Origin of the sequence: Salinicoccus siamensis (assembly GCF_042429615.1) — a bacterium.
GTDB classification, from domain to species: Bacteria; Bacillota; Bacilli; order Staphylococcales; family Salinicoccaceae; genus Salinicoccus; species Salinicoccus siamensis.
On record NZ_JBHMAH010000001.1, the window covers coordinates 42751 to 67929 of the forward strand.

Consider the following 25179-nt stretch of genomic DNA (forward strand, 5'->3'; position numbering starts at 1 on the left):
TTTACAGATGAAATAAAACATCTGTAAAACCTGGAGGGGGTTCTTTTATGACTGACAAATATTATTCATTTGAAGAAAAGCTGAAAATGATTCAGGAATTGAGGGTAGGCATCAGTCCAAGCCATATATCCACAAAGCATCAGGTGTCTGTGGAGACACTTAGAAAGTGGCGGATAAAGTATGAGAAGCATGGTGCTGAGGGATTAAAGAAACGGGACAGGCATAGAACATATACCCGCGGCTTTAAAGAAATGGTCGCAAAAGAATATATGAATGGAATGATCTCCACTCACGAACTCGCACACAAATATGACATACCGTCGAAAACAACTGTTCGGAATTGGATTATACGTTACAATAATGGTGAAGAAATAAGAACGACGCGGGAGGGAGCTTCACCATTGACCAAGGGACGGAAAACAACGTACGCAGAACGGGTTGAGATTGCGCAGTATCATGCACAGGGGGATATCAGTTATCGTGAACTTGCCGAAAGATTCGAGGTGAGTTACCAGCAGGCCCGGAACATTGTTGTGAAGTATCAGGAATATGGTGAAGCCGGTCTTGAGGACAGACGCGGAAAAGGAAAATCAGAAGACCAGCTCACTGAGACGGACCGCTTGAACAGAGAAATTTCCATGCTCAAAGCAGATAAACGAAAGCTTGAGGTGGAGAACGCCCTGCTAAAAAAGTTGGCGGCACTCGAGAGGGATTAAAATACAGCCGGGTTCCCAGTCACACGCTCCACACTGCCATCACTACGTTGCATAATGAAGGCTATGCCATCTCTGAATTATGCCATACGGCAGGCATCTCAAGACAAGCGTATTATCAATATCAGAAACGCCCCGTGCCACACGCTGAAGCAGAGAATGACACAGTGGCCAGTGCGATTGCCGAAATCTATGTTGAAACGGACGGCATCTATGGCGATCGTCAGATGTGCCATGCGGTCAACAAATCCTTGAGGACGGGGTATAACAGGAAACGCATCTATCGGCTGATGACACGGATGGGCTTGAAATCGGTGACCCGGATCAAAAGGAAACAATACGTCCCCCACACACCGCAACAGGTCGCTGAGAACGTATTGAACAGAGAGTTCCACGCAGCCCATGTGAATGAGAAATGGCTCACCGATGTGACTGAATTCAAAGCGCTGAACGGAGAGAAAGCCTACTTGAGCGCGATCATCGATCTGTACGACAACAGTATTGTGGCCTACAAATTCGGCCGTGCAAACAATAATCAGCTTGTTTTTGATACATTCACTTCTGCGATTCAAAAGCACCCGCAGGCAACGCCGCTTGTGCACAGTGACCGTGGCTTCCAGTACACCTCCTACGGCTTTAAAAAGATTCTGGATGTCCAGCAGATTCAACAAAGCATGTCCCGCGTCGGAAGATGCATCGATAATGGCCCGATTGAAGCATTCTGGGGAAAAATCAAATCGGAACGGTTCCACATCAGACGCAAGCAGAAGTACTATGCGGATTATCAAACAATTATAGAAGACATTACACACTATATTGAGTTTTACAACCACCACAGACCGCAACACAAATTCAAGGGATTGAGTCCGCTGGAATTCAGGGCATTGGCGGCATAGAAAAGCGCCTGAGAATCTCCATTCTCAGGCGGGAAACATTTATATTATTTCATCTGTCAACTTGATAGGGTTCAGATCATTTTGCAGCCAGCCGTATTACAGAAGCTTTTCCAGAAATCAAAGTATTGATATTGACCATGTATGATGATGAGGAATATATCACCCATACTTTCAAAAGCGGCGCACACGGCTATATATTGAAGAATTCACCAGACGACGAATTGATTTCAGCAATCAGGACTATCTACAACGGTAAACGGTACATTGATCCAGTGCTGATGGATGGAGATATGGAGCGGCTGCTGAACAATGATCAGTATCCGGAACATTCGAATGAACCATTCAATATCCTGACAAAGAGGGAGTTGGAAATCCTGCCACTTATCGCCAAAGGGTATGGAAACAAAGATATTGCAGGCATGCTTTTTGTTTCCGTTAAAACGATTGAGGCCCATAAATCAAGAATCATGGAGAAACTGGAATTGACATCACGTCCGGAACTTGTTGAATATGCAATGAAGAAAAAACTGATGGATTTTTAACTGGAGGGGAATGGAGTGGCACAGGACACGTTTCAGTTTAAAGTGAAAGCATTGAGGGTGCTGGAAAACGAACATCGCTACCTGAAGTATCTGATGGATGATTGGTTTAGATTGGTATTGAAGTTTGAGCATGATGACGTGAAAAGCAGATTGGAAGGGCTGATGGTCATCAAAGATCTCAGACAGAAATTGAATGCGTTCGAAAAACCTTTGAAGCGGCATCAGGAGAAGGAGGAAAGGTTCTTCTTTCCGATGCTCGGTGCATACTTCGGGTTGGAGCAGGGACCGATCATGTCGATTGAGGAGGAGCATGCAGAGATAGACTCATATATCGCCCATTTTTTTCATCACTCCATGCATGATATGAACGAGATGTCCCTTGAGAGCATGAATGAAATGGTGAAAGACGTCATGGAGGCTTATGAAGTGTTGATGGTACATATGGTGAAAGAGGAGTCAGTCCTTTTTGAAATGGCAGATAAGATGCTGAAGACAGTCGACGAAGAAGTGTTATTTGAACAAGTGAATACACTCATCACTGAACTGGCATGAGTGCCCAACGCTAAATATAGGGTTTTCCCTTCTTAACTATATTGCGGATTTTGAATTATACTATGTATGTATAATAAATCACAATATAAGATAAAAGAGGTTGATTCCTATGAATGAGAAAATGGGTAAAAAGCAACTGCTTCTCCACACATTCAGTCTACTTGCCGGCTTCATGGTGTGGACATTGCTTGCACCACTCTTCCCTGAAATCGTCGAAGATATCCCGGAAGCGGCCACGCAACAATCTTTGATTGTTGCCCTCCCGGTGATTTTGGGTTCTGTCCTGCGCATACCATTCGGCATACTGGCCAATAAGATCGGAGCGCGCCTAGTGTTCCTGTTCAGCTTCATTTTCCTTTTGGTTCCAGTTTTCTATCTGGTTATCGCTACTACACCGATGGACCTTATGATAGCAGCGGTATTCCTCGGCGTCGGCGGAGCGATTTTCAGTGTAGGTGTTACGAGTCTTCCAAAGTATTGCCCGAAAGAAAAACACGGGTTTGTAAATGGTGTATATGCCATGGGTAATATCGGGACTGCCGTGACAAGTTTCGGAGCGCCATTGCTGGTTCTCGCACTTGGTGGGTGGCAGGCAGCTGTCCAGACATATCTTATGGTATTGGCGTTATTTGCCATTCTGCAGTTCATAATGGGCGATAGAAATGAAAAGAAAGTAAGTCTGCCTCTTGGCAAGCAATTCAAGGAAGTCATGCGCGACTATAAGTTCTACTTCTTCAACTTATGATACTTCATTACATTTGGTGCCTTCGTTGCTTTCGGCCTCTTCTTACCGGCATTCCTGACGGATGAAGCTTTGTTTGGACTGACGACCTTGGATGCTGGTGTCAGAACTGCGGTTTTCATTATAATCGCGACGGTGCTCAGGCCGATAGGCGGGCTGATTGGTGATAGGTTCAATGCGCTGCACTCTTTGATCATTGTATTTATCGGGCTGGCCGTTTCAGGACTACTGCTTGCCTTCACATATAATTTCATCTTCTTGTTTACCCTGGGAAGTTTGCTTGCAGCGGTATGCGCGGGGATCGGAAATGGACTTGTCTTCAAGTTCGTGCCGACATACTTCTCGAAACAGGCGGGTATCAGTAATGGAATCGTTGCAATGATGGGTGGCCTGGGTGGCTTTTTCCCGCCGATTGTAATCGATCAGGCGCACAATTTGACGGGTAGCTATGCAATTGGGTTCATCCTACTGTCAGTTTTCTGCATCATCAGTCTGTTTACAATGTTCTACATGAATAGTAACCTTAAGAAAAATGAACTTGCATAAGAGGGATGATATGGAACGATATTCGAGGCAGATGCTTTTTAATAAAATAGGGGCAGAAGGCCAGCGCCTGATCGGCTCACGCACAGTCCTCATCATTGGGGCCGGGGCGCTCGGTTCCCTTTCCAGTGAACTGCTTGCACGGGCAGGTATCGGCAAGCTGATCATGATTGACCGTGACTATGTCGAACACTCCAATCTTCAGCGCCAAACCCTTTTTACCGAACAGGATGCAGATGATAAGAAACCGAAAGTAATTGCTGCGAAAGAACGTCTACAATCAATCCGTCCGGACCTCGAGATAGATGCACATATTGCGCATTGCGATGGCCCGCTATTGACGGAGCTCGCCATGGATGCAGATATTCTGTTGGATGGAACAGATAATTTCGATACGCGCCTGCTGATCAATGACGTTGCATATAAAGCATCAAAACCCTGGGTCTACGCAGCTTGTGTAGAGGCCTCTTACAGCAGTTGCGGTTTTGTGCCTGACGCTACACCATGCTACCGCTGTCTGGTGCCAGTGTTGCCGAGCACCACATTAACGTGCGACACTGCCGGCATCATCGCTCCTGCAGTACAGATGGCAGTGGCCGAGCAGGTCACGACTGCAATTAAAATACTTACAGACCAATATGAGGCACCCTATTACTTACGGATCGGCAACGTCTGGGATATGGAACATATGAAGTATAAGGTCGATGCAATGAAAGATTCAAATTGTATGACATGTGGATGTGCCCCTGTCTATCCGGCATTTGAAGAAGAGAATACGGACAATGCCATGCGGTTATGCGGCCGCGACACCGTCCAGGTGATCGATGGTCGGCTGACTGCGGAAGTTGTAAACCATACATTGACTCGGTTGGATATGAAAGTGAACCGCACGCCGTACTTCCAGGAGTTCCACTATAGTGGCCAAAGGTTCGTCTGCTTCAATAATGGACGCATTCTGATCCATGGCCTGCATGATATGAATCGTGCGAAGACCCTTATCAACCAATTGTTCGGATAGGAGGATCATCATGAGTCTAGTGGGAGAAATAGATCGCGAAATTCGTATGGGCGTTATAACGGTCAGTGATACACGCACTAAGGAAAGCGATAAAGGCGGACGCCTTGTCATGGATTACGTGTCAGGAATGAATGTGGAAATCAAGCCGGAGTGGTACAGCATCGTCAAAGATGACCAGCAAGAGATTGTAGATGCGGTACATGAGCTTTTGGATAATGGCGCAGATGCCATCATAACGACGGGGGGGACGGGCATAGCACCTAGAGATGTCACCATCGAAGCAGTGCGGCCTCTTTTTGATAAGGAGATAGAAGGATTCGGAGAAATTTTCCGTATGCTCAGCTTTACAGAGGATATCGGGTCACGAAGTATACTCTCAAGGGCTATAGCCGGAAGCATCGGCAACGCAGTGGTGCTTTCATTACCGGGATCGACAGGAGCGGTCAAGTTGGCGATGGAACGGTTGATTGTCCCTGAATTAAACCATATCGTCCACGAATTGAATAAATAAAAGCGTGCCGTATGGCACGCTTTACTTGTCTATATGGTAATCACCGGATTTCCCGCCAGTCTTCGAGACCAGGGCGGTTTCGCGGATGATCATCCCCTTATCGATCGCCTTGCACATATCGTAGACGGTCAGGGCAGCTGCACTTGCTGCTGTCAATGCTTCCATTTCGACACCAGTGCGACCGGAAGTCTTAACTGTTGCTTCAATATGAAGTGCGTAGCCATCAGATAAATCCCAAGTGAAGGAAATATCTATGCCGGACAGAGGAAGCGGATGGCACATTGGTATGATCTGATGCGTGTTCTTTGCAGCCATGATGCCTGAAACCTGAGCCACAGAAAGCACATCACCTTTTTCTACAGTCTTGCCTGTAATGGCTTCGTGTATTTCTTTAGAAACAATGAGCGTACTTTTGGCGAGCGCTGTACGGGTGGTTATCTCTTTATCGGAAACATCGACCATCCGGGCTCTGCCTTCTTGGTTGAAGTGAGTGAATTTCGACAATTTAAACTTCCTTTCTAGTATAATGAGTATAACAGAGTTCATGATAGGAAAGTAGGGATGATATGAATTTGAACCGTAAGCCGATCCCTGTACCGGAGGCAGTGGATCGTGCCGTTGCTGAAGTAACGCCTCTTAAGAGTGAAGCGGTTTCCTATAGGGAAACATATGGGCGTATTTTAGCGGAAGATCTGAAGGCCACCATGCCAGTGCCTCATTTTGACAAATCAGCTATGGATGGATTTGCGATACGTTCAAAGGACTCAATAGGGGCTTCAGGTGATGATAGAATCGAGTTTACGGTGGCAGAAGAAGTGCCAGCAGGCTCGACAAGTGATTATATACTTAAAGAAAATGAGGCTTTCCGTATAATGACCGGAGCGCCTGTACCAGCAAGCGCTGACGCAGTTGTCATGTTTGAACAGGCGAAGATGAATGATGAGGCTTTTACGATAAGGAAAGCGTTCGATCCAGGCGAAAATATTGCGATAGAAGGCGAGGAGTGTCAACAGGGTGAAGTGATCGTACCTCGGGGCACGTTCATCAATCCTGGTACTGTGGCAACTTTGGCGACATTCGGCTATAAAAACGTAGAGGTCTACAGACAACCCGTCGTCGGCATTTTGGCTACAGGGAGTGAATTGATAGAGATTGACCAGCCACTCAGTCCAGGTAAGATACGAAATTCCAATGGCCCGATGATCATGAGTCAACTGAAGCGGATGAACATCACCGGGAAAATGTATGCATTGGAAGCCGATGATTTTGACACACTCCTCGAACGCGTTGAAGATATGTTGGATGAAGTGGATGCCATAATCACAACTGGCGGCGTTTCCGTAGGCGATTACGATTTCTTGCCCAAGCTGTATGAGTCCCTTGGCGCTGAGGAACTCTTCAATAAAGTGGGTATGCGTCCAGGGAGTGTCACAACAGTGAGCATGCTCGGAGGAGTCCCTCTCTTCGGTTTGAGCGGCAACCCTTCAGCATGCTACACAGGATTTGAATTGTTTGCAAGGCCGTCACTGCTTAAGATGATGGGGCACGATAAAATCTATGCACCTGTAGTGGATGGTGTACTTGACGGTGACTTTAAAAAAGCCAATCCGTTCACACGCTTCGTCAGGGCAGAGATTGACTATCGTGCCGGAGGCATATACGCAAAACCGGCTGGTTTCAATAAGTCGAATGCGGTCACGTCCATTGCGAGAAGCAATGGCATCATCGTTTTGCCGGGCGGTTCAAGGGGGTACCAAAAAGGAGATCCAATCAAGGTGATGATGACTGATATGACTACCGGGGCCAGGCAGTTCAATCTATGAAGATTCTGCAGATAACCGGTTTCAAGAACACTGGCAAGACCACCCTGATATTGAAGCTTGTAAAGCGACTGAAACAGCAACAACAGAAAGTTGCAGTGATAAAGCACCATCATCTGGAAGAAGAAGCCGGAAGCACCGATACGGAGAGGTTTTTGCTTGAAGGTGCCGATACGACGATATTGAATACCCCGTCCATAACCATTGAGACAAGGAAACACCCCAATCTGGCCGAACAGCTGGCAGAATTTGAAGGTGCAATGGATGTCGTATTGATAGAAGGGTACAAACATGAAGCGTACCCTAAAATAGTACTGACCTACTCCTTTTCCGATGGACACACTAATGTCAGTGAAATAGGGATGCGGAATGTTTTAATGGAAGCGGATATGAGGTATGATGAGGCTAAGGTTTTCCAATGGTTTGACGAATGGAGTTCTGGAATATGAAGCAATATGAAATAGTGGATACACCAATAGATATCAACAAGTACCATAGTTATACGGTCAACGAAGTGCAAGGGGCTGTATGCATGTTTACAGGTCATGTGCGCGAGTGGACAAAAGGGACTAGAACTGTCCACTTGGAGTATGAAGCCTATAAACCTATGGCGGAAAGTAAAATGGCCCAAATTGGGGATGAGATTGCACAACGTTGGCCTGGGGTCATTACAACAATCGCCCATCGGGTGGGCAAGCTTGAAATATCAGATATTGCTGTCGTCATAGTAACAAGTGCCCCACATCGGAAAGATAGTTATCAAGCCAATGAATATGCGATAGAACGGATTAAGGAAGTTGTTCCAATCTGGAAAAAAGAAGTATGGGAAGACGGTGAAGAATGGATGGGGCATCAGCGTCAGTACCATTCAAGTGTGGAGGAGGAATAATGATGGATATCATGGTGTTCGCAGGGCTGAAGGAGAAGATTGGGGGTACCCACATCACATTGGACATCAAAAATGAACCTACGGTCAAAGAGTTGAAAGAAACGGTATATAGGCAATATCCCGCCCTCGAAGGGGATGTTTTCCAAGTGGCCTGCAACGAATCATTCGTTAAGGATACGCACATACTTTCAAAAACGGATGAGGTTGCTCTGATTCCACCAGTGAGTGGAGGATGACAGGCACTATAGGCATAGTCATGGCAGGAGGGAACTCGACCCGTTTTGGTGAAGATAAGGCTTTCTTTGAAATAGACGGTAAGCCGATGTATCGGCATATAGTAGATGCGTTGGAACAATCGGGCGTGTGCGATGATATCATGGTCAGCACTAATTCGAGATTAAGTGGTCGATTTGATGATATGCCGGTAAAAGTGGATGTGAAAAGGTTCAGGGATAGGGGGCCGCTTGCCGGCATATATACATTTGCCGATGCCTATCCGGATAAGCGATTGCTCATCATATCATGTGACACGCCCTACATTAGCCCAGAGTGGATCAGGACTCTGCATGAAGTGGCTCTTGATGACCAGTCAATCGTTGTGACACGGTCTGGAGACAGGTTACACCCACTTGTTGGCATCTATCAGGGGGGCGGGCTCGCTTCAGACATTGAAAGATTATTGACGACAGACCGAAGAAGCATGAAAGCACTATTCGCAGAAAGAAAGACAATCGAAGTGGACAGTAAACTTTATGATATTGATGTAACCAGTTTCCTGAACATCAATAGAAAAGCAGACCTTCACTGAGGAGGGGTACGATGGCGGGAAGTATAACGGATAAATTTGGCAGACCGATTCGGGATCTGAGGATATCAGTGACTGACCGTTGCAATTTCCGATGCAGATACTGCATGCCGAAAGAGATTTTCGGGGATGATTTCGAGTTTATGAAGAAGGACGAGCTCTTATCTTTTGAGGAAATTGAACGCATTGCAAAAATATACGCGTCCCTGGGCATCAAAAAATTGAGGATCACTGGCGGGGAACCGCTTCTTAGACGGGACCTCGATGTATTGATAAAAAGGCTTAATGATATAGAGGGTATTGAAGATATAGGTATGACCACAAATGGTCTATTGTTGAAGAAACATGGCAAGAAACTTTATGAAGCAGGGCTCAGGAGACTCAATATCAGCCTTGACGCGATGGATGACGAATTGTTTGGACAGATCAATGATCGCGGTATCGGCACTTCAAGGATAATCGAGCAGATTGAGTATGCCATTTCACTCGGATTTAAGATTAAAATCAATATGGTTGTGCAAAAAGGCTTGAATGACCATGAAATACTGCCAATGGCCCGCTTCTTCAAAAAGATGCCTGTAACATTGAGATTCATAGAATTTATGGATGTCGGAAACGATAATGGGTGGAATTTTGATAAAGTAGTCACCAAAAAAGAAATACTGGAAATTCTTGAGAATGAATTTGATATTGAACCTTTGGAACCGGCATACTACGGGGAAGTGGCAAAAGTCTATCGTCATAATGACGCAGATTCGCACCTTGGTTTCATCACCAGCGTGTCTGAAAGCTTCTGTTCGACATGCACCCGTGCCAGACTCTCCTCAGATGGAAAGTTCTATGGTTGCCTTTTCGCTGTGGAAGGTTTTGATGTCAGGAAGCACCTTAGAGAAGGTGTATCCGACCAGGAATTGGAAGAGATACTGACTGGGGTATGGAACAGGCGGGACGACCGTTACTCAGATCTCAGGACGGAAATTACTGCAGAAAACCGCCGGAAGCGCAATAAGATCAATATGAGCTATATAGGTGGCTGACAAAGAACGTGAAGTGTGACTTCACGTTCTTTGTCGATGGAAAGGATAATTATGAAGCTGAACATACCAAAGAAATATATCCTGTTGTATACACTGATGTCCATGATGGGCGTGGCGGCTTTCGTCTTGTTTGGACATAACCTTTCGCTAGTGCTTGAAGAAATTGTAATAGAAAAGAAAACTCCAGCTGTTAAAGGGATGACGTTGGCCGGCCTTTTCTTCATCATCTATGCAATGCTGTTGATGATCTATAGGGTGACTTCGGCTAAAATTGCAAACAGCCGTATAGAGGCATTGACCACCGAGTTGATTGAGAAGATCGGGGATGGCACCAAAAAGCAATCAGAAGCGATGCTCAATGCAGTATTTGTCCATATGGAGAAATACCGCCCTTTCGAAAAGGTCTTCATCCCCACTGTCATACAGACTGCTGTCAAACTAGCAGTAATTATCATAGCATCATTCTTCGTCCATAAAAATGCTGCTTTCATCATGTTATTCACAGCACCATTCGTACCTTTGTATTACATCCTTGTGGGATTGCGTACGAAGGATGAATCGGAAGCTCAGGCCACGCAGTTCGACGAGCTTGGTACGCTTTTCCTCAACCTGATAAGGGGGAAGGATACGGTACGCTACACACAATCTCAGCAAACTGTCATCGATAGGCTCAGATCATTTAATTCGGGCTATGTAAAAGAAACGATGAATATTTTAAAATATGCCTTCCAATCCACTTTAATGCTTGAGTTCATTACGATTCTCGGGATTGGACTCATTGCTCTTGAAGTTGGGTTGCAGATCATAATTTTTGATGGCATTACATTCTATGCGGCATTTTTCACGTTGCTGCTGGCGCCTGAGTTCTATAATGCATTAAAAGTACTCGGCATCGAATTTCATAATGGTAAGCTTGCCCAAGGGCATTTGGACCGTATTGAAGTGCTAATCGACCAGGAAGAACCAACCGAAGAGTACCGCATTTTCAATGCTCAAACGAGTGCAGTGAGACTTGAAGGTGTTTCAATGGGCTACGGGGAGCTATCGCTTCTGGAAAATGTTAATCTATCCTTGCCGAAAACAGGGCTCACTGCCATAACAGGTCCTTCCGGCATCGGTAAGAGTACCTTCATGCGTATGTTGCTTGGACTCCACCGCCCTACTGAAGGTGCCTTATATCTTCATACGGATGATATCGGATATATATCCGATGAAGTCTACTTCTCGGACACTTCCATCTATGACTATGTTTCTGATGGGCGTTACAGCGAGGAAGACGTCGTCAGTATATTGAATCGCCTTGACTTGATGGGAAGCTTGAACAATCTGGAGCAGGGCATCCATACTGAAATCGTAAACCACAACATCCCCCTCTCAGGCGGGGAAGTGGTGAGGCTCAAGATGGCGCGTGCACTGATAAGAAAGCCTGAAATCATCATTATGGACGAACCTACAGAGTTCCTCGATGCAACGACGGAAGAGATGGTTCTCTCATACTTGGATGAAATCAAGCATGAAAGTGCCATCATAGCAGTGGTACACCGTAGGAAACTGCTCAACATTGCTGATATACACTACACGTTCGCCGACCGTAACATTGTAAGGGGAGGGGCTTTGTAATGGAATATTTGAAGAGTGAAAGGAAAAATATCCTCTACAGCATCCTTCTCGGCCTTGCAGGTGGTCTGGTGGGGGTCTCTCTATTCGGGCTCAGTGGCTATATGATCAGCCTCAGTTTCTTCGACCCGCCATTTTTCATAATCGTCCTCATCATTGCAGTAATCAAGTTTTTCGGGATGATGAAAGGCGCCTTCAAATATATTGAGCGTCTACTCTCGCATGATGCGACATTCAGGCTCATCGGGCGCCTTAGATTGAATTACTTCAAAGCCGCCATACAACATCATGCGGACACCCATAGCGTTAAATTCATACAGCGGCTGAACCAGTATTTTGAAGAGGTCGAAAATTATTATATCCGCATTGTCTATCCGTATATAGTAGCGTTGCTGTTATCAATGCTGCTGATCATTCTATCCATCTATTTCGGGTCAGTATTTGTAATCATGTCGACAGTTGTGGCGCTGGTGCTTCTTTATGCCATACCGAAAATGTTTGAAAAGCGGGTAACAAATGATCTGCGTGCCAGAAATGGTGTTGAAGACGCGCTCTATGGCCGTCTCTACCACTATATCCACGACTTTACGGACTTATTTGTGACAGGAAGGATGCAAGATAAGAAAAAAGAGATTTCCCAGGAAATCTCCAGGGTAAAAGCAACAGAAGATAAGATTGCCTTCTCGGACGCTGCAATGCAGTTTATCGCCCAACTGCTTCAGATTGCGGCACTCCTGTTCATCATATTTTGGCTGTATGAAGACATGCCACTCCTTGTGCCGATGATCATGTTGCTGGTGCTCAGCTATTTCGATCTCGTCATGCCGGTCATGCAACCTGCAAGCCGGTACAGATCAGTCAAGGAAGCGGTAGGGGTACTCAACGCTGAGACGTCACCCAAACCGACAATAACGAACGATGTCTCCCTCGACCAAATAGATGTGACGCTGCTTGATTATCGTTACGCCACTGCCTCAGTCGATGTCCTAAAAGGCATCACGGCCAACTTCAGGCGTGGTGAAAAGCACGCAATCATCGGCAGCAGTGGATCCGGCAAGACAACCTTGCTTGAACGCATCATTGAGGGTGGTCCTTCAATCCGTCTAGGTCACGATTCTGAGGAAGTCAGCCAGGAGGCGTTACTTCAAAATGCATCCATCATGCCCCAACATCTCGACTTCTACAATGCTTCAGTCACTGACAACGTCACTCTTTTCGGTCATCTCAACAGAACTAGAGAAGAAGTTGTCGAAGATCTCGAATTGATGGAAATGTCTTACTATACACCAGAAGAAATGATCGAGTTCACCGGCCGGCTATCGGGAGGGGAACAAAAGCGTCTGCACTTCATAAGAATGTTGGCCGAAGATAAGTCATGGTGGATTATGGATGAACCGACAGCGCGGCTAGATGACAGGCTCAAGCAAAAAATGTGGGATCAAATATTGTCACAGCCGACAGTAATTGTAAGTACACATGACTTAAGTCGCCTTGAGGAATTTGACTACATTCATTATATGGAACAGGGCAGTATAATAGAATCAGGCAGCTATTCTCGTCTGATGGCTGAAAAAGGGCATGTTTTTCAGGCTGTTCAGCGCTTCAATGATTATTTATAGTCATAAAATCATATGCATGATAGAATCATGGCAGTTATTTTATAGAGAAAGTGGGAAAATGACGATGAAGAAAACAGCAATCGTGACGGATTCTTCCTCAGGTGTAGAAAAAGAGTATGCAGAAGAACATGATGTCTTCGTATTGCCGATGTCTGTCATCATCGACGGAGTCGCCTATAGGGACGGCGTTGATGCAACAACTGAAGAGATTTACGATATGCTGAAGCAGAGTGGGGAGGGCGCTAAAACGTCGCAGCCGACAATCGGTGAGTTCATGGAGATCTATGAGAAGATAGAAATGGATGACTCATTTGATTCGATCATTGCAATCCATGCATCCAGCGAACTTACCGGGACTTACCAAAGTTCGCTGAGTGCTTCTGAAAACATCGACAAGCCGGTCCATGTCATTGACTCCCGTATTGGAAGCTACCCTATGAAGCAGATGGTGGAGCATGCTGTCGACTCGAAAGGATCTGACAAAGGAATTGAAGAAGTGGTAAAGGAAATCCAAGGAATGACCGACCACACTCAATTATATCTGTTGCCTAAAAGCTTCAACCAGATGAGGAAGAGTGGCAGAGTATCGGCATCACAATCGATGCTCGCTTCTGTATTGAATATCCATTTGAAGCTTGAATTCGATGATGGAAGAGTAGTCATTGGAGAAAAGATCCGTACAAAAAAGAAAATCATCAATAATGTAATGGAAAAATTGGAAGAATATGTCAAGGAAAAATCGGTAAGTACCATTGCGATTGTCTATGCAGGTGGCATCGATTTGACCGAAGAATGGAAAGAACGACTGGAAACACATCTGCCGGATGTCAAATTGGTTATAGAACCACTCGTCACTGTGGCAGGTGTCCATGCCGGTCATGGCACCATCGGATTTGGCTTTACCAAGGGAAGATGAGTAAGTCGGAACAAACAAGAAAATGCAGCCCGGAATCATTTCCGGGCTGCATTTTTTTCAGCAAGTCTCACATTGAGATGCTGTATATATTCAAGAAAGAGGGACTCCTCTTCAGTTGTCAGGCTGATTACATCATCAAAAGCTTCAAAAGCTTCTTCCAACTGTTTTCCCATTTTTCTACCATGTTCTGTAGGCTCCAAGATTACAAGGCGTTGATCAGTGGGGTTTCTAAAACGATGTACAAGTCCAAGCCGTTCCATCCGCTTTATCAGGGGAGAAATGGTTCCGGTGTCGAGCCGCAATGTTTCAGCCAACATTTTGATGTTGACCTGTTCCTTATCCAGTAAAATATTCAAAACCAAAAACTGTGGATAAGTAATCTCCATTTCTGTCAGCACGGACTTATTGTAGAAGCGGCTGATCTGGTGGTGCAGACTATATACATTAAAGCAGAGGCGCTTGTCCAAAGAGGGTTTAGTCATTAAAGACAACCTCCATTCTGTTTATCATGTGTCCCTTCAGTTATTATACAAGCAATTATATGCGAATTCAATATAAATATTAAGGGCCCTTATACCTTGATCAAAAGGATAAGGAATGAAGTACGGTAGCAATCATAAAATGATGTATGGTAAAATAATCATAATTATAACTTTTGGGAGGTGACTGCAATTGGGAAGACGAATCTGAACATTAATATGTCCATTGAAAAGCCGGCCCACTGCAGAAATATAGTTTCAAAAAGCATACCGCGCAGAATTGCAGTCACATATTACCGGAGGTGAATCCCTTTTAAAAAAGGGAACTGATTGGATATAACCACATTATGGAACTTGATTTTTTTTATAATACTTATATTGCTCACAATGTTTTTTGTAGGCTCTGAATTTGCACTTGTCAAAGCCCGGATGTCGCGTATTGAACAACTAGCTGAAGAAGGGGATAAAAAAGCACAGCGTTTGCGCAAGATGACAGGGAAACTTGATTATTACCTGTCCGCGTGTCAATTGGGTATTACTGTTACTGCACTTGCACTTGGGTGGATCGGTGAATCCACTTTTGCTGGTGTGTTGGCGCCGCTCTTCGAAATGTTGGGGGTGCCCGATCAATTGACGACGCCATTGATTATTGGTGTGGCCTTTGTAATAGTCACATTCCTGAACGTCGTCATAGGACAACTTGCGCCTAAGACGATTGCAGTCCAGTGTGCTGAAAAGTTGGCGCTTGCCCTCTCCGGCCCGCTTGCTTTTTTTGGCGCCATCATGAAACCATTCATCTGGTTGATGAACGGCACTGCGAGATTCCTCGTCAGGACCTTTGGCCTTAAAGATGTGCCCGTTGAGCAAGCTCACTCAGAAGATGAACTGAAGATCATAATGACACAGAGTTATCAGAGTGGGGAAATAAACCAGACTGAACTCGCCTATATGCAAAATATATTTTCATTTGATGAGAGGTTGGCGAAAGACGTCATGGTGCCAAGGACTCAGATGATCACAATGGCAGACCCTGTTAATATAGATGACGTCATCGCGACAATCAAGGAGCACAACTTTACGCGTTACCCCATAACGGAAGAAAGCGGAGATAAAGATCAGATTATCGGCTTCATAAATGTTAGGGAATTTTTGACGAACCATGTTTCCGATGAAGAAGTGACCCCGGCAGACCATATACATGAAATCCCGATGATTACAGAGGTGTCACGCATCAGTGATGCACTGGTCAGAATGCAACGCGAGCGTGTGCATATCGCGTTGATCATCGATGAATACGGTGGCACGGCCGGGATGATTACAATGGAAGACATCCTAGAAGAGATAGTCGGGGAAATCCGGGATGAGTTTGATGAGGACGAACAGCCGGATATTGTAAAGGTTGAGGAAAACATCTATCATATCACTGGGCGGGTGTTGATTGATGATTTGGAAGAACAATTCGATCTGAACTTCAATGATAGTGATGATATCGATACCATAGGTGGTTGGCTGCAGAGCATCAATACCGACCTTGAGATCGACGATACGATAGATACGGCTGACGATAGATGGATTGTCCTTGATATGGATAACCATCTGATTAAAAAAGTGGCACTCCTAAAAGATCACAACCGAACCATTGAAGACGATGAAGAAACATAATACAACAGCGTCCCCCATATATGGGGGACGCTGTTCTAGTTCACGACATTCGCATCGAGGTATCTATAGATATTATATTCCACGGGAGATTCCATTACCATATGCATTGTCACGACTGGTTTGCCGGATGCTCCAGGCATCACAGTTTCCTGCAGAGTCCGATAATCAATCCGGCTTTTTCCAAGATAATAGAAGGCAGTGCCTTCATCATCATCTTTTTTGACGAATATATGAATCGGCATCCCATTTTTGTGGCCATCGAGTATGGATTTGATTTCTTTCGAAGCCAATGTCCTGTTGCTTCTTGTGAACCATTTGAGCGTATGGCGGTCAAGGAATTCATCGTCGTATTTAATGGTGTCTTCCACCGCTTCATTTTTATGATAGGTGATGAACACCGGACATGTCCCGTGTTTTTGTTTATAGCCGTACATTGTGGAAGCTTCATCCTTTTGCCAATTCAGCATACGGCAGACGTCTTTTCTGGAATACTTCTGGTTAAGGGTCAATGGCCGGGATTGATCATATTGATTGCTGTTCAATAAGGAAAGTTCCATGATTTGTCTGCAATGCTTCATGAAGACCTTTGAATGGAGAGCGGACTCGAGTGTCGCCGAAGGATGTATATAATCGTTGTCCAGACGAATGAGGGGATAACCGTATTTCAAGATATCCTGTTGCCTGAAAAATTCGAGTGTAAATACCCTTATGACAGAATCCATTACTGCATCAGACATGTAATATCCTTGTTTGTGCATCTCCATCTGAAATTCATCCTTATCTACAGGACCTTCCATGAGGGCTGTTAGCAGATGCATTTCGACGATGCGTTTTCCACCGGTCAGTTCTTTCGAAAGGAAAGTCAGCATCTTATCCATCCGGTCCTCTAGAGTGCTATCTTCTTCTTTAATCTTCTGGAGGAATTCCGGGTAATGCCTGTATTTATTGAGGATGATCATCGGATCGACCACATCCTTATCGTAGTAGAAGTCTACTAGTGTAGGTTTCCTCCCGATTTTATTCTTGAGGTATACATACATCTCCTTCAAGTGCCTCAAGTTGTCCAAAGAAGACGCATTAATGGCTTGATAGATTTTCTCTTTTGCGATGGCTTCGAAATTGATGGTCGAAACCCCTTGAAGGGGGGTACGGTCAATCAGTGAACGCCTCAAATTATCCTTACTATAGGAGTTATCTCCTGTTAGGGCAATCGGAATCATATAATTGTTTCTATAGTTGCCGATGAAGTCTATAACGGTAAGATATTCTTTATCATCGTGCTTCCTGAGTCCTCTCCCGAGTTGTTGGATGAAGATGATGCTTGATTGTGTCTGCCTCAGCATGACGACTTGATTGACCGGAGGGATGTCGATTCCTTCATTGAATATATCCACTGTAACGATGTAATCGAGGTGACCATCCTCAAGACTCCTTACAGCATTCCTCCGTGTATCCTGTGAATCACTTCCAGTCAATGCAAGAGTACGATAACCGAGCAAATTGAGTGCGTGGCTGATCTCCTCGGCTTCTCGTTTATTGGAAACGAACATCAGCCCACAAAGCGTTTCGCCCGAATATCCATAGTATTGGATCTTCTCATGGAGATGCCTGATCCGCTCAGTATCGGTGAGGTCCGACAACGCGCTTGTATCATCGATTTTGAGACTTTCCGTCTCATAATCAGTCACCCCGAAATAATGGAAGGGTGCGAGTATTTCTTCCTCTAAAGCTTTTTGGAGCCGTATTTCATAAGCGATATTATAGTCGAATAGACCGAAGATCTCATTATCATCAGTCCTCTCAGGAGTTGCTGTCATGCCAAGCAGGAAAGATGGTTTGAAATGATTGATGATTCTTCTGTATGTACGCGCGCTTGAACGATGTGCTTCATCTACTATTATATAGTCGAACTCCGCTGGATTGAATTGACTCAGAGTATCTTCATTCGACATCGTCTGGACCGTTGCAAACAGATATTTACTGTGGGTTGATTTTTGATTGCCACTGAATACGCCAAATGAGGAAGGCGAGTCTTCCAGGAGAGTCATGAAATCCTGTCTGGCTTTTTCAAGGATCTGCTCACGGTGGGCCAAGAAAAGCATACGTTTTGGTCGGAATTGCTTTACGTCAAAGGCGGATAGATACGTCTTGCCGGTTCCTGTAGCGGATACCACAAGGCCCTTATCATGGCCTTTCACCCTAAGCTGTTTGAGGGAGTGCAGTGCTTCCTGCTGCATGAAATTCGGCGCTATTCCTCCGGCCCCTGACGTCCTGTATTGATATTTGGAACGGTCTTCGATGATTTCGAGCACTTTCTTTTTGTCTGGCTGTTCTTTATAGATGCGCTCATATTCCATGATCCAAGTGGCATCAACAGGAGTGGCTTCATTCCATAAGGAATAGAATTGATCCCTGAAATGGTTCAGGACCGCCCCATTATCAAGGCTTGTCAATTTAAGATTATATTCATAATTCTTTTTCAGTGCGGAGTCCGTCAAATTTGAACTCCCTATGAAGAGGGAGGAATAGGCTGCATTGCTGAAGACATATCCTTTTGCGTGAAATCCCTGTTTATCAGCTATTCTGACATCTATGTTCGGAATATTGAGTAGTGCTTTGAAAACTTTCGGTTTATTGAAATTCAAATAGGTAGAGGTGATGATTTTTCCTCTTACATTCCTTTTCGCGAGCTCGTGCAACGTTGTTTTTAATGTAGCAAGGCCGCCCTCAGTGATGAAAGCGACGGAAATGAAGAATGCGTCACACCCTTCCATCTCATCGAGTATGGAAGACAGGACATTTTCTTCTTTTGAATTGATGATCATCTGTGGAGGATGATGGGCGACCTTTTCTGCATCTTGATCGATAAATCCTCGTTCATAGGCGTTCAATAGATTCATTTCATTCAGTTCCATGGACATCCACCTCTTTCATCCCATTATATTGAAAGGGGTAACAGATTCCAAGATCGACTGCTAAATCGATAAAATTCCCGTCAGTATATGATAAGATGGTTTTAAATGAAGGTGGTGGCCCTATGGGTATATTAGAATTTATAGTAGCAACATTACCCGTCGTCTTAGTGTTTTCGATTCCACTTTATGCGATCAACGTCGGTCACAGACAGAAGAAAGAGAAGATGGCGATAAGGAAACTTCAGGAGGAGAAGGAAGTAGAGCGTTTGAAGCAAGAAAATTTCCTTCTTGAGAATAAACAGATGCAGATGGAGCTTGACCGTATAAAAGAGGAACGTGAACAGAAGCGGCTAGTGGAATCAAAAGAGTCAAGATGGCTTATTGAAGACGAGGAAAAAGATCCCCTGTAACGTCCGTTACAGGGGATCTTCCATAAGTGTTATTATGCTTTGTTGCCTCCGAGCGCTTTCATGATGAATGATACAATCAAAATCAGGATGATTGCACCGATCAGTCCACCAAGGATGCTGACGCCACCCAATTGTGGGCCGAAGCTTAGTCCCAGCGCATTTGCAATCGAAGCGCCCACAAGACCTGCAATGATGTTACCGATAATGCCGAATGGCACATCTTTACCTAATATAAGGCCAGCAAGCCAACCAATGATACCACCGACAATTAATGTAATAATCCAACCCATGGATATTTCCTCCTTATAATGCTCAAATTTAATTTAACAGATTAAATAATGCATCGTTCTAGTTGGAATATACCCCGCGTTGGCGAAAGCAAACATTAATCTGCAGCCATCCTATCTTTTTTCCTGTAATGTCTCATGATGAACAGGAAAAGTATCAATGACAATGTGACGCTGAATGCACTGGTGAAATAGATGGTGCTGTAGCCGAACGCTTCAGCGATGAATCCATAACTGATTGCACCAAGTCCAACCCCCATATCAAAAGCTGAAAAGAAGGTCGCATTGGCCATGCCACGGCGATTGTTGTCAGCACGGTTCACAGCCCAAGCCTGTAGGGCAGGCTGCACACAGCCGAAGCCGAACCCGTATAATGCTGCAGCAATGAACAGATAATACGGGGTGGCCATAATGCCAAGTAGTATCATGGCAGTAATGATTGCGAGCGCACCCGGTACGAACACGATTGTAATTCCTTTTTTGTCATACAATTTTCCCGCGACTATGCGGGAGAGCATAAGAAAGGCTGCATAGATGACAAAGTAGAATTGGATGAAAGTAGGATCGAAGCCCCGCTCATAAGTGTAGACGGGGAGGAATGCAGCGATACCGCCAAATGTTACAGTTATGAAGAATAGGAGCGAAGCTGCGGGTAATGCCTGACGCTCGACAATATCGAATCGTGGCACATAGGTGCTCTTTTCCTTTATGGAATTATCGGGAGCTTCGGGCTTTTGATAGCGGATATTTATTGCAAGGATAAGCGCAGTAAGTCCGAGAACGCCACATATTGAAAAGAGCAGAGTGAATGATATCTGGTCGACGAGAAAGAGTCCAAGAGCCGGCCCGAAAGCGAGTGCGATGTTACCACTGAGGCCATAGTAACCGAGCCCTTCCCCGCGTCTTTTCTTAGGGACAAGGTCTGTGGCGATGGTGCCGGCTGACGTGCTTGACAGTCCCCAACCTATACCTTGCATGATGCGGACTGCGAGCAATAGTGCGATAGTAAAACTTGCAGCTAGTGAGAACATTGAGAGGACAAATAGCAGCAGCCCTGTCAGAAAGACCGGGGCGCGCCCCTTTGTATCAAGCATTTTGCCCGCGCTTGGACGGATGAGCAAAGCAGAAAATGTGAATATGCCCACAACAAGTCCGACCCATCTATCGCTTGCGCCAATCTCTTTGACGAAAAGCGGTAATGTTGGCAGGGTCATCTGGAAGGCAGTAAAGATGAAGAAATTTACGATGACGATAAGTACAAAATCTCTGGTCCATATTTTATTTTTATCATGTGCCATAAAATTACAACCTTCTCGCTTTTAGATTTGGTGAAGTCCATATTACTTCGTATTTCGAAAGGAATACTATTATATATTCTACAACATATGACACTTTTTTTCAGCTTGGAGGGACCATCTTTGGATTTCTGTGAGAAAAGATAGTGTGTTAAAATAATGTAAAATAAATGCAAAGGAATTTTCTCCCGATGAAACTGCTGATGATTGATAACTACGATTCGTTTACATACAATATAATCCACTATTTGGAAAAGGCGAGGCAGGATATCGAAGTTGTGACCATCACACCAGCCATGCTAGACTTCATCGATATGAAAGACATTGCCGGTATGATCATCTCCCCTGGGCCTTCCCACCCGGGAGCCCGCCCCGAGGTCATTGATTTCGTCGGACGGTATTGGGGCACTATGCCCATTCTCGGCGTATGCCTTGGGCATCAGATGCTTTGGCACATGTGCGGTGGCAGGGTGGCGCATGGTTCGCGTCCCATCCATGGCCATACATTTGAAATTTCGCATGATGGCGGGACCCTCTTCAAAGGCTTGCCTGAACGTTTTTCTGTAACGCGCTACCATTCGCTTACATGCCTGGGAGAAGTGCCGGAGGGGCTCATGGTGTCGGCGTGGACCGATGAAGGCGACATCATGGCGATCAGGCACAAGAGTTTGCCGATCTATGGGATGCAGTACCATCCGGAATCGATACTTTCAGAATGGGGTCTTGATCAGCTCAGACTCTTCATTGAAGAAATGGAGAAAGGTGAAGAAAATGCAAGTCCATATAAAATTTAAAAGAAAGGCGGATAGTCGGCCGCTTTATTTTGCCCATCCAAAAGCAGTGTTTACAGAGAAAGATATGTCGTTGCAGGAAGCACTCCAAAGCATCGAAAGATATATCGATCAAGGGTGTTACATCATCCCGTCACTCAGCTATGAAGCCAAAGAAGGGGGGCCGTTCATCATCGGAGTGTTCGAGTCGCCTGTGGAACGGAGTGTCTTCCAGTCCGCCTATGGTGAATATGGAGGCTACTTAATGGGAAGACCGGAATTCATCGATTCCCCTTCTAAAATCAAGAGGGACATCGAAGAAATACGGAATTACATCAAGGATGGACATACATATCAAGTCAACTATACCACCCGGCTGAGAGGGGGCTTCAGCGGGAACGCACATGCTTTGTTTGAACAATTGACTTCCCGCAACAATGGAGATTATGCTGCTTTTATCCACCATGGTGAAGACACGATCGTCAGCTGCTCACCGGAATTGTTCTTTGAGAAGGATGCACATGGCAAAATCAGCGCCCGGCCGATGAAAGGGACTTCAAGAAGGTATAGAGATCCCGAGGAAGATCAGAGGAGCTATGATTTTCTCAGGTATTCGAAGAAGGACCAGGCCGAGAATGTGATGATTGTCGACCTGCTTCGCAATGATCTGTCAAAGTTGGCGGAAAGAGGGAGTGTCAGGGTGCCTGAACTATTTAAAATAGAACAGTATGAAACGGTCTATCAGATGACTTCGAAGATCGAAGCCCAGCTCACGGATGGACGCCGTACTGCTGATATCATCGATGCCCTGTTCCCATGCGGTTCGATCACAGGAGCCCCCAAGCGTTCGACGATTGATATCATCAGCCGTCTCGAGAGCACGCCTCGAGGGTACTATTGTGGCGCAATAGGGATCATCCATCCAGATCGGAGCCAAGTGTTCAACGTCCCGATACGCACACTGCATATCAGGGAAGGGCAATTTGAATACGGGGCAGGTGGAGGCATTACATATGATTCACTGCCTACCGCTGAATATGATGAGATTGTTGCGAAAACCGCCTTTTTGGAAGCGGGCAGATACAAATTGATTGAAACGATGCGTTTTGAGTCAGGTGAAATAGCGCGACTAGATCTTCACGAGGCGCGTGTAGATCACTCCAGTAGGAGCCTTGGCTTCCGGCAGCCTGATTTCAAAAGAGCCCTCGCCGCCTATTTGCGACATCACGCATTAACAGAAGGCATTGTCTTTAAAGTACGGGCGCTGATAGATGACAGTGGAGAAATATCGTTCACCCATGAAGAGAGGGGGGCCACGGAGCGCATGCAGGCAAAGATCCACGATGAAGCAATCGACAGCCCGGCTGAATTCCTATCAAACAAGACAAGCATACGCCATCACTATGGGGGGGCGAGCAATGAATTTCCTCTCGTTTTGTATTATAATAAAAAGCGTCAAATCACAGAGTTCAATCTCGGGAACCTGGTTGTGATGGAAAAGGATGGTTATTTCACTCCTTCAGCCGATACAGGACTGCTTGAGGGGGTCATGCGCACATCTCTCATCAACGATGGTGTCATATCGGAAAGGGATTATGATTTAGATGAGTTCACCCGTCGATATGAGCAAGGTGAAATTGAAATATATATGATCAATAGCCTAAGGGAATGGGTCGAGGTCAAACTTGAAGTTCAGAGGTGAAGGCATGATGGTCCTTTTATGGATGATATTGATAATTGCGATTGTAATTGGCACACATTTTATTGTGACGTATCTGATTGAAAATAATGTTAAAATAATCGGCGTACTTTTTGCATTTATCGGAGTAGCTATAGCGATTCTTTTGGTTCAACTTATCATCAGCGGCATGACGGACTTCGTCGCAGATGAATTAGGAATGTTCTACAAGGATAAATAAAACTTTAGGAGGTGCAACCATGATTTTTTGCAATGGAGATTGCCACATCACCTATCAGAGCGAAGAAGCGCTGGATGAGGCCGTGCGGATACAAGCAGTCCGGTTGTTCGAAGATCGGGGGCATGCATATTTGACGAAAGTGTCGACGACTGAAAATACGATTACCTTTCAATATTCACCCGTAGTCATCATGGAAGCGGAGAATACGATAGAACCTGGCCATAAAGCCATGATTGAAGCAGAGAAATTTCTCGAAAGGATGGAGATCTCCATATGAGTCTGATCATAAAGGATAGTGGAATGTTGACGTTGCTCCAGACTTTGGATCCAGGACCTTCAGACCAAAATAATCACTATAACGGTGCATGTGACCGTCTGGCACATAGGCTTGCAAACCAGCTTGTGGGGAATCGTGTCGATCAGCCGACGATAGAGATGACGTTACGCCCAGGCACGATAAAGTTCACCGAACCGACCATAATTGCATTCTCCGGAGCGGAATTTATGGCAAAATCAGGCGACCGTAGCATTTACGTAAACCGGATATACCTATTCGATAAAGGGGACGAACTTGTATTCCAAGAAGCAACGCGAGGAAACAGGGTGTATCTTGCAGTAGCCGGTGGAATTAAAGTTGAGGGTTCGAACATCCTGGAATCTGGGGATGAGGTTCTCATGTGCCGTGAGTATACACAGCAACATGACGAACTGTTCAATAAGTTGAACCGGCATAACGAAGTGAATTGGGGAGTCGACACCTACGCCCTGGTTGAAGTGTATATATCGGATACATACCATCTTGTAAAGCGTCCGGATATTCCTGATTCAGTCTATGAAGCATTGGAGGAGGGAGAGTATACGGTACAATATGAAGAGTATCGCATCGCACTGCATCTTGAAGGGCGACGAATCAATCTGTCCCCTCAAAATATGGAACATGCCGGTATCCGGGGCGGTGTCTATATTTCAGAGGAACAGCCACTTCTTGCATTGAACGATTTCGATGCGTCCATTAAAGCATCGCACATAGGGACGATTCCTTCTTATCATCTGCACAAACTTGTGCAGAAACGTCCGGGATCTAAAATTCAATTCAAATGCATATCTGCAGAAGATGCCCATGCCAATCTATATGCGCATCATCTTTGGGTGAAAAGCCTGTTTAAGGCGATTGACTATAAATTATCAAAAGAACTGATAAAAGAGAAAATGTAGAATTCTG

The 25179-nt window shown here is 45.2% G+C and carries 26 protein-coding genes and 2 pseudogenes; 23 read left to right on the plus strand and 5 right to left on the minus strand.

Annotation, left to right across the window (positions count from 1 at the left end):
• The first annotated feature begins 47 nt into the window (after positions 1–47).
• The 7 genes and pseudogenes from ACFFLE_RS00260 (at position 48) to ACFFLE_RS00290 (ending at position 5517) form a co-directional block, all read left to right on the plus strand.
• The gene (locus ACFFLE_RS00260) at positions 48–716 is read left to right on the plus strand and encodes a helix-turn-helix domain-containing protein (protein WP_380569141.1); all 669 of its coding nucleotides are present in this window, start codon (positions 48–50) and stop codon (positions 714–716) included.
• A 38-nt stretch (positions 717–754) separates the two neighbouring features.
• Positions 755–1609 (plus strand): IS3 family transposase, encoded by an 855-nt coding sequence (locus ACFFLE_RS00265; RefSeq protein WP_380569226.1) that lies wholly within the window; start codon positions 755–757, stop codon positions 1607–1609.
• An 83-nt stretch (positions 1610–1692) separates the two neighbouring features.
• Positions 1693–2151 (plus strand): annotated as a pseudogene (locus tag ACFFLE_RS00270) (LuxR C-terminal-related transcriptional regulator); the annotation flags it as partial.
• Between the two features lie 15 nt (positions 2152–2166).
• A complete protein-coding gene (locus tag ACFFLE_RS00275) occupies positions 2167–2703 on the plus strand; it encodes a hemerythrin domain-containing protein (RefSeq protein ID WP_380569143.1) in 537 nt (178 codons plus the stop codon).
• 109 nt (positions 2704–2812) lie between these two features.
• Positions 2813–3991: pseudogene (locus tag ACFFLE_RS00280) on the plus strand (nitrate/nitrite transporter).
• A gap of 10 nt (positions 3992–4001) precedes the next feature.
• Positions 4002–5006, plus strand: coding sequence for a ThiF family adenylyltransferase (locus ACFFLE_RS00285; protein WP_380569145.1), 1005 nt, complete (start codon positions 4002–4004; stop codon positions 5004–5006).
• Positions 5007–5016: 10 nt separating this feature from the next.
• Positions 5017–5517, plus strand: a complete 501-nt coding sequence (locus ACFFLE_RS00290; protein WP_380569147.1) for a MogA/MoaB family molybdenum cofactor biosynthesis protein — start codon at positions 5017–5019, stop codon at positions 5515–5517.
• Between the two features lie 21 nt (positions 5518–5538).
• On the opposite strand, the gene moaC is transcribed toward ACFFLE_RS00290, so the two are convergent.
• A complete protein-coding gene (moaC, locus tag ACFFLE_RS00295) occupies positions 5539–6021 on the minus strand; it encodes a cyclic pyranopterin monophosphate synthase MoaC (RefSeq protein WP_380569149.1) in 483 nt (160 codons plus the stop codon).
• A 62-nt stretch (positions 6022–6083) separates the two neighbouring features.
• On the opposite strand from moaC, the gene ACFFLE_RS00300 reads away from it, so the two are divergent.
• The 9 genes from ACFFLE_RS00300 (at position 6084) to fakB (ending at position 14220) form a co-directional block, all read left to right on the plus strand.
• Positions 6084–7340: a molybdopterin molybdotransferase MoeA gene (locus tag ACFFLE_RS00300; protein WP_380569151.1), complete on the plus strand. Its 1257-nt coding sequence runs from the start codon at positions 6084–6086 to the stop codon at positions 7338–7340.
• Positions 7337–7786 (plus strand): molybdopterin-guanine dinucleotide biosynthesis protein B, encoded by a 450-nt coding sequence (gene mobB / locus ACFFLE_RS00305; protein WP_380569153.1) that lies wholly within the window; start codon positions 7337–7339, stop codon positions 7784–7786. Before ACFFLE_RS00300 ends, mobB begins: the two co-directional genes overlap by 4 nt.
• Entirely contained in the window at positions 7783–8226 is a 444-nt protein-coding gene (locus ACFFLE_RS00310; protein ID WP_344704600.1) for a molybdenum cofactor biosynthesis protein MoaE, read from the plus strand. Before mobB ends, ACFFLE_RS00310 begins: the two co-directional genes overlap by 4 nt.
• Entirely contained in the window at positions 8226–8462 is a 237-nt protein-coding gene (gene moaD, locus ACFFLE_RS00315) for a molybdopterin converting factor subunit 1 (RefSeq protein ID WP_380569156.1), read from the plus strand. Before ACFFLE_RS00310 ends, moaD begins: the two co-directional genes overlap by 1 nt.
• A complete protein-coding gene (gene mobA / locus ACFFLE_RS00320; protein WP_380569158.1) occupies positions 8459–9034 on the plus strand; it encodes a molybdenum cofactor guanylyltransferase in 576 nt (191 codons plus the stop codon). Before moaD ends, mobA begins: the two co-directional genes overlap by 4 nt.
• Before the next feature lie 11 nt (positions 9035–9045).
• Positions 9046–10068 (plus strand): GTP 3',8-cyclase MoaA, encoded by a 1023-nt coding sequence (gene moaA, locus ACFFLE_RS00325; protein WP_380569160.1) that lies wholly within the window; start codon positions 9046–9048, stop codon positions 10066–10068.
• A 51-nt stretch (positions 10069–10119) separates the two neighbouring features.
• The gene (locus ACFFLE_RS00330) at positions 10120–11688 is read left to right on the plus strand and encodes an ATP-binding cassette domain-containing protein (RefSeq protein ID WP_380569162.1); all 1569 of its coding nucleotides are present in this window, start codon (positions 10120–10122) and stop codon (positions 11686–11688) included.
• On the plus strand, positions 11688–13304 hold the full coding sequence (locus tag ACFFLE_RS00335) for an ATP-binding cassette domain-containing protein (RefSeq protein WP_380569164.1): 1617 nt from the start codon (positions 11688–11690) through the stop codon (positions 13302–13304). Before ACFFLE_RS00330 ends, ACFFLE_RS00335 begins: the two co-directional genes overlap by 1 nt.
• Positions 13305–13368: 64 nt before the next feature.
• Positions 13369–14220 carry a fatty acid kinase binding subunit FakB gene (gene fakB / locus ACFFLE_RS00340; RefSeq protein WP_380569166.1) on the plus strand — a complete coding sequence of 284 codons (852 nt, stop codon included), beginning with the start codon at positions 13369–13371 and terminating at the stop codon, positions 14218–14220.
• Positions 14221–14255: 35 nt separating this feature from the next.
• Here fakB and ACFFLE_RS00345 read toward each other — a convergent pair whose 3' ends face one another.
• Positions 14256–14702 (minus strand): MarR family winged helix-turn-helix transcriptional regulator, encoded by a 447-nt coding sequence (locus ACFFLE_RS00345; protein WP_380569168.1) that lies wholly within the window; start codon positions 14700–14702, stop codon positions 14256–14258.
• 327 nt (positions 14703–15029) lie between these two features.
• Between ACFFLE_RS00345 and ACFFLE_RS00350 the strand changes: the two genes are divergently transcribed.
• Complete coding sequence (locus ACFFLE_RS00350; RefSeq protein ID WP_380569170.1) at positions 15030–16361, plus strand: hemolysin family protein; 1332 nt, start codon at positions 15030–15032, stop codon at positions 16359–16361.
• Between the two features lie 35 nt (positions 16362–16396).
• Here ACFFLE_RS00350 and ACFFLE_RS00355 read toward each other — a convergent pair whose 3' ends face one another.
• Entirely contained in the window at positions 16397–19276 is a 2880-nt protein-coding gene (locus ACFFLE_RS00355) for a DEAD/DEAH box helicase (protein WP_380569172.1), read from the minus strand.
• Between the two features lie 122 nt (positions 19277–19398).
• Between ACFFLE_RS00355 and ACFFLE_RS00360 the strand changes: the two genes are divergently transcribed.
• A complete protein-coding gene (locus ACFFLE_RS00360) occupies positions 19399–19686 on the plus strand; it encodes a hypothetical protein (protein WP_380569175.1) in 288 nt (95 codons plus the stop codon).
• Between the two features lie 32 nt (positions 19687–19718).
• Here the strand turns inward: ACFFLE_RS00360 and ACFFLE_RS00365 are convergent, their stop codons facing one another.
• A complete protein-coding gene (locus ACFFLE_RS00365) occupies positions 19719–19976 on the minus strand; it encodes a GlsB/YeaQ/YmgE family stress response membrane protein (RefSeq protein ID WP_344704576.1) in 258 nt (85 codons plus the stop codon).
• A 95-nt stretch (positions 19977–20071) separates the two neighbouring features.
• Positions 20072–21271 (minus strand): MFS transporter, encoded by a 1200-nt coding sequence (locus ACFFLE_RS00370; RefSeq protein ID WP_380569177.1) that lies wholly within the window; start codon positions 21269–21271, stop codon positions 20072–20074.
• 188 nt (positions 21272–21459) lie between these two features.
• Here ACFFLE_RS00370 and ACFFLE_RS00375 point away from each other — a divergent pair, with 188 nt between their 5' ends.
• From ACFFLE_RS00375 to ACFFLE_RS00395, 5 genes are read left to right on the plus strand one after another with little or no spacing between them, the layout of a single operon-like run.
• Positions 21460–22062, plus strand: a complete 603-nt coding sequence (locus ACFFLE_RS00375; RefSeq protein WP_380569180.1) for an anthranilate synthase component II — start codon at positions 21460–21462, stop codon at positions 22060–22062.
• Complete coding sequence (locus tag ACFFLE_RS00380; protein ID WP_380569228.1) at positions 22040–23740, plus strand: chorismate-binding protein; 1701 nt, start codon at positions 22040–22042, stop codon at positions 23738–23740. Before ACFFLE_RS00375 ends, ACFFLE_RS00380 begins: the two co-directional genes overlap by 23 nt.
• On the plus strand, positions 23724–23957 hold the full coding sequence (locus tag ACFFLE_RS00385; RefSeq protein WP_380569182.1) for a hypothetical protein: 234 nt from the start codon (positions 23724–23726) through the stop codon (positions 23955–23957). Before ACFFLE_RS00380 ends, ACFFLE_RS00385 begins: the two co-directional genes overlap by 17 nt.
• A gap of 19 nt (positions 23958–23976) precedes the next feature.
• Positions 23977–24234, plus strand: a complete 258-nt coding sequence (locus ACFFLE_RS00390; protein ID WP_380569185.1) for a hypothetical protein — start codon at positions 23977–23979, stop codon at positions 24232–24234.
• Positions 24231–25172, plus strand: a complete 942-nt coding sequence (locus tag ACFFLE_RS00395; RefSeq protein WP_380569187.1) for a 5-oxoprolinase subunit C family protein — start codon at positions 24231–24233, stop codon at positions 25170–25172. Before ACFFLE_RS00390 ends, ACFFLE_RS00395 begins: the two co-directional genes overlap by 4 nt.
• The last annotated feature ends 7 nt before the right edge of the window (positions 25173–25179 follow it).

Coding starts and splice junctions, on each gene's coding strand:
- ACFFLE_RS00260 (WP_380569141.1), top strand. CDS start 48: ATGACTGACAAATATTATTCATTTGAAGAAAAGCTGAAAATGATTCAG.
- ACFFLE_RS00285 (WP_380569145.1), top strand. CDS start 4,002: ATGGAACGATATTCGAGGCAGATGCTTTTTAATAAAATAGGGGCAGAA.
- ACFFLE_RS00290 (WP_380569147.1), top strand. CDS start 5,017: ATGAGTCTAGTGGGAGAAATAGATCGCGAAATTCGTATGGGCGTTATA.
- ACFFLE_RS00300 (WP_380569151.1), top strand. CDS start 6,084: ATGAATTTGAACCGTAAGCCGATCCCTGTACCGGAGGCAGTGGATCGT.
- mobB (WP_380569153.1), top strand. CDS start 7,337: ATGAAGATTCTGCAGATAACCGGTTTCAAGAACACTGGCAAGACCACC.
- ACFFLE_RS00310 (WP_344704600.1), top strand. CDS start 7,783: ATGAAGCAATATGAAATAGTGGATACACCAATAGATATCAACAAGTAC.
- moaD (WP_380569156.1), top strand. CDS start 8,226: ATGATGGATATCATGGTGTTCGCAGGGCTGAAGGAGAAGATTGGGGGT.
- mobA (WP_380569158.1), top strand. CDS start 8,459: ATGACAGGCACTATAGGCATAGTCATGGCAGGAGGGAACTCGACCCGT.
- moaA (WP_380569160.1), top strand. CDS start 9,046: ATGGCGGGAAGTATAACGGATAAATTTGGCAGACCGATTCGGGATCTG.
- ACFFLE_RS00330 (WP_380569162.1), top strand. CDS start 10,120: ATGAAGCTGAACATACCAAAGAAATATATCCTGTTGTATACACTGATG.
- ACFFLE_RS00335 (WP_380569164.1), top strand. CDS start 11,688: ATGGAATATTTGAAGAGTGAAAGGAAAAATATCCTCTACAGCATCCTT.
- fakB (WP_380569166.1), top strand. CDS start 13,369: ATGAAGAAAACAGCAATCGTGACGGATTCTTCCTCAGGTGTAGAAAAA.
- ACFFLE_RS00345 (WP_380569168.1), bottom strand. CDS start 14,702: ATGACTAAACCCTCTTTGGACAAGCGCCTCTGCTTTAATGTATATAGT.
- ACFFLE_RS00355 (WP_380569172.1), bottom strand. CDS start 19,276: ATGGAACTGAATGAAATGAATCTATTGAACGCCTATGAACGAGGATTT.
- ACFFLE_RS00360 (WP_380569175.1), top strand. CDS start 19,399: ATGGGTATATTAGAATTTATAGTAGCAACATTACCCGTCGTCTTAGTG.
- ACFFLE_RS00365 (WP_344704576.1), bottom strand. CDS start 19,976: ATGGGTTGGATTATTACATTAATTGTCGGTGGTATCATTGGTTGGCTT.
- ACFFLE_RS00370 (WP_380569177.1), bottom strand. CDS start 21,271: ATGGCACATGATAAAAATAAAATATGGACCAGAGATTTTGTACTTATC.
- ACFFLE_RS00375 (WP_380569180.1), top strand. CDS start 21,460: ATGAAACTGCTGATGATTGATAACTACGATTCGTTTACATACAATATA.
- ACFFLE_RS00380 (WP_380569228.1), top strand. CDS start 22,040: ATGCAAGTCCATATAAAATTTAAAAGAAAGGCGGATAGTCGGCCGCTT.
- ACFFLE_RS00390 (WP_380569185.1), top strand. CDS start 23,977: ATGATTTTTTGCAATGGAGATTGCCACATCACCTATCAGAGCGAAGAA.
- ACFFLE_RS00395 (WP_380569187.1), top strand. CDS start 24,231: ATGAGTCTGATCATAAAGGATAGTGGAATGTTGACGTTGCTCCAGACT.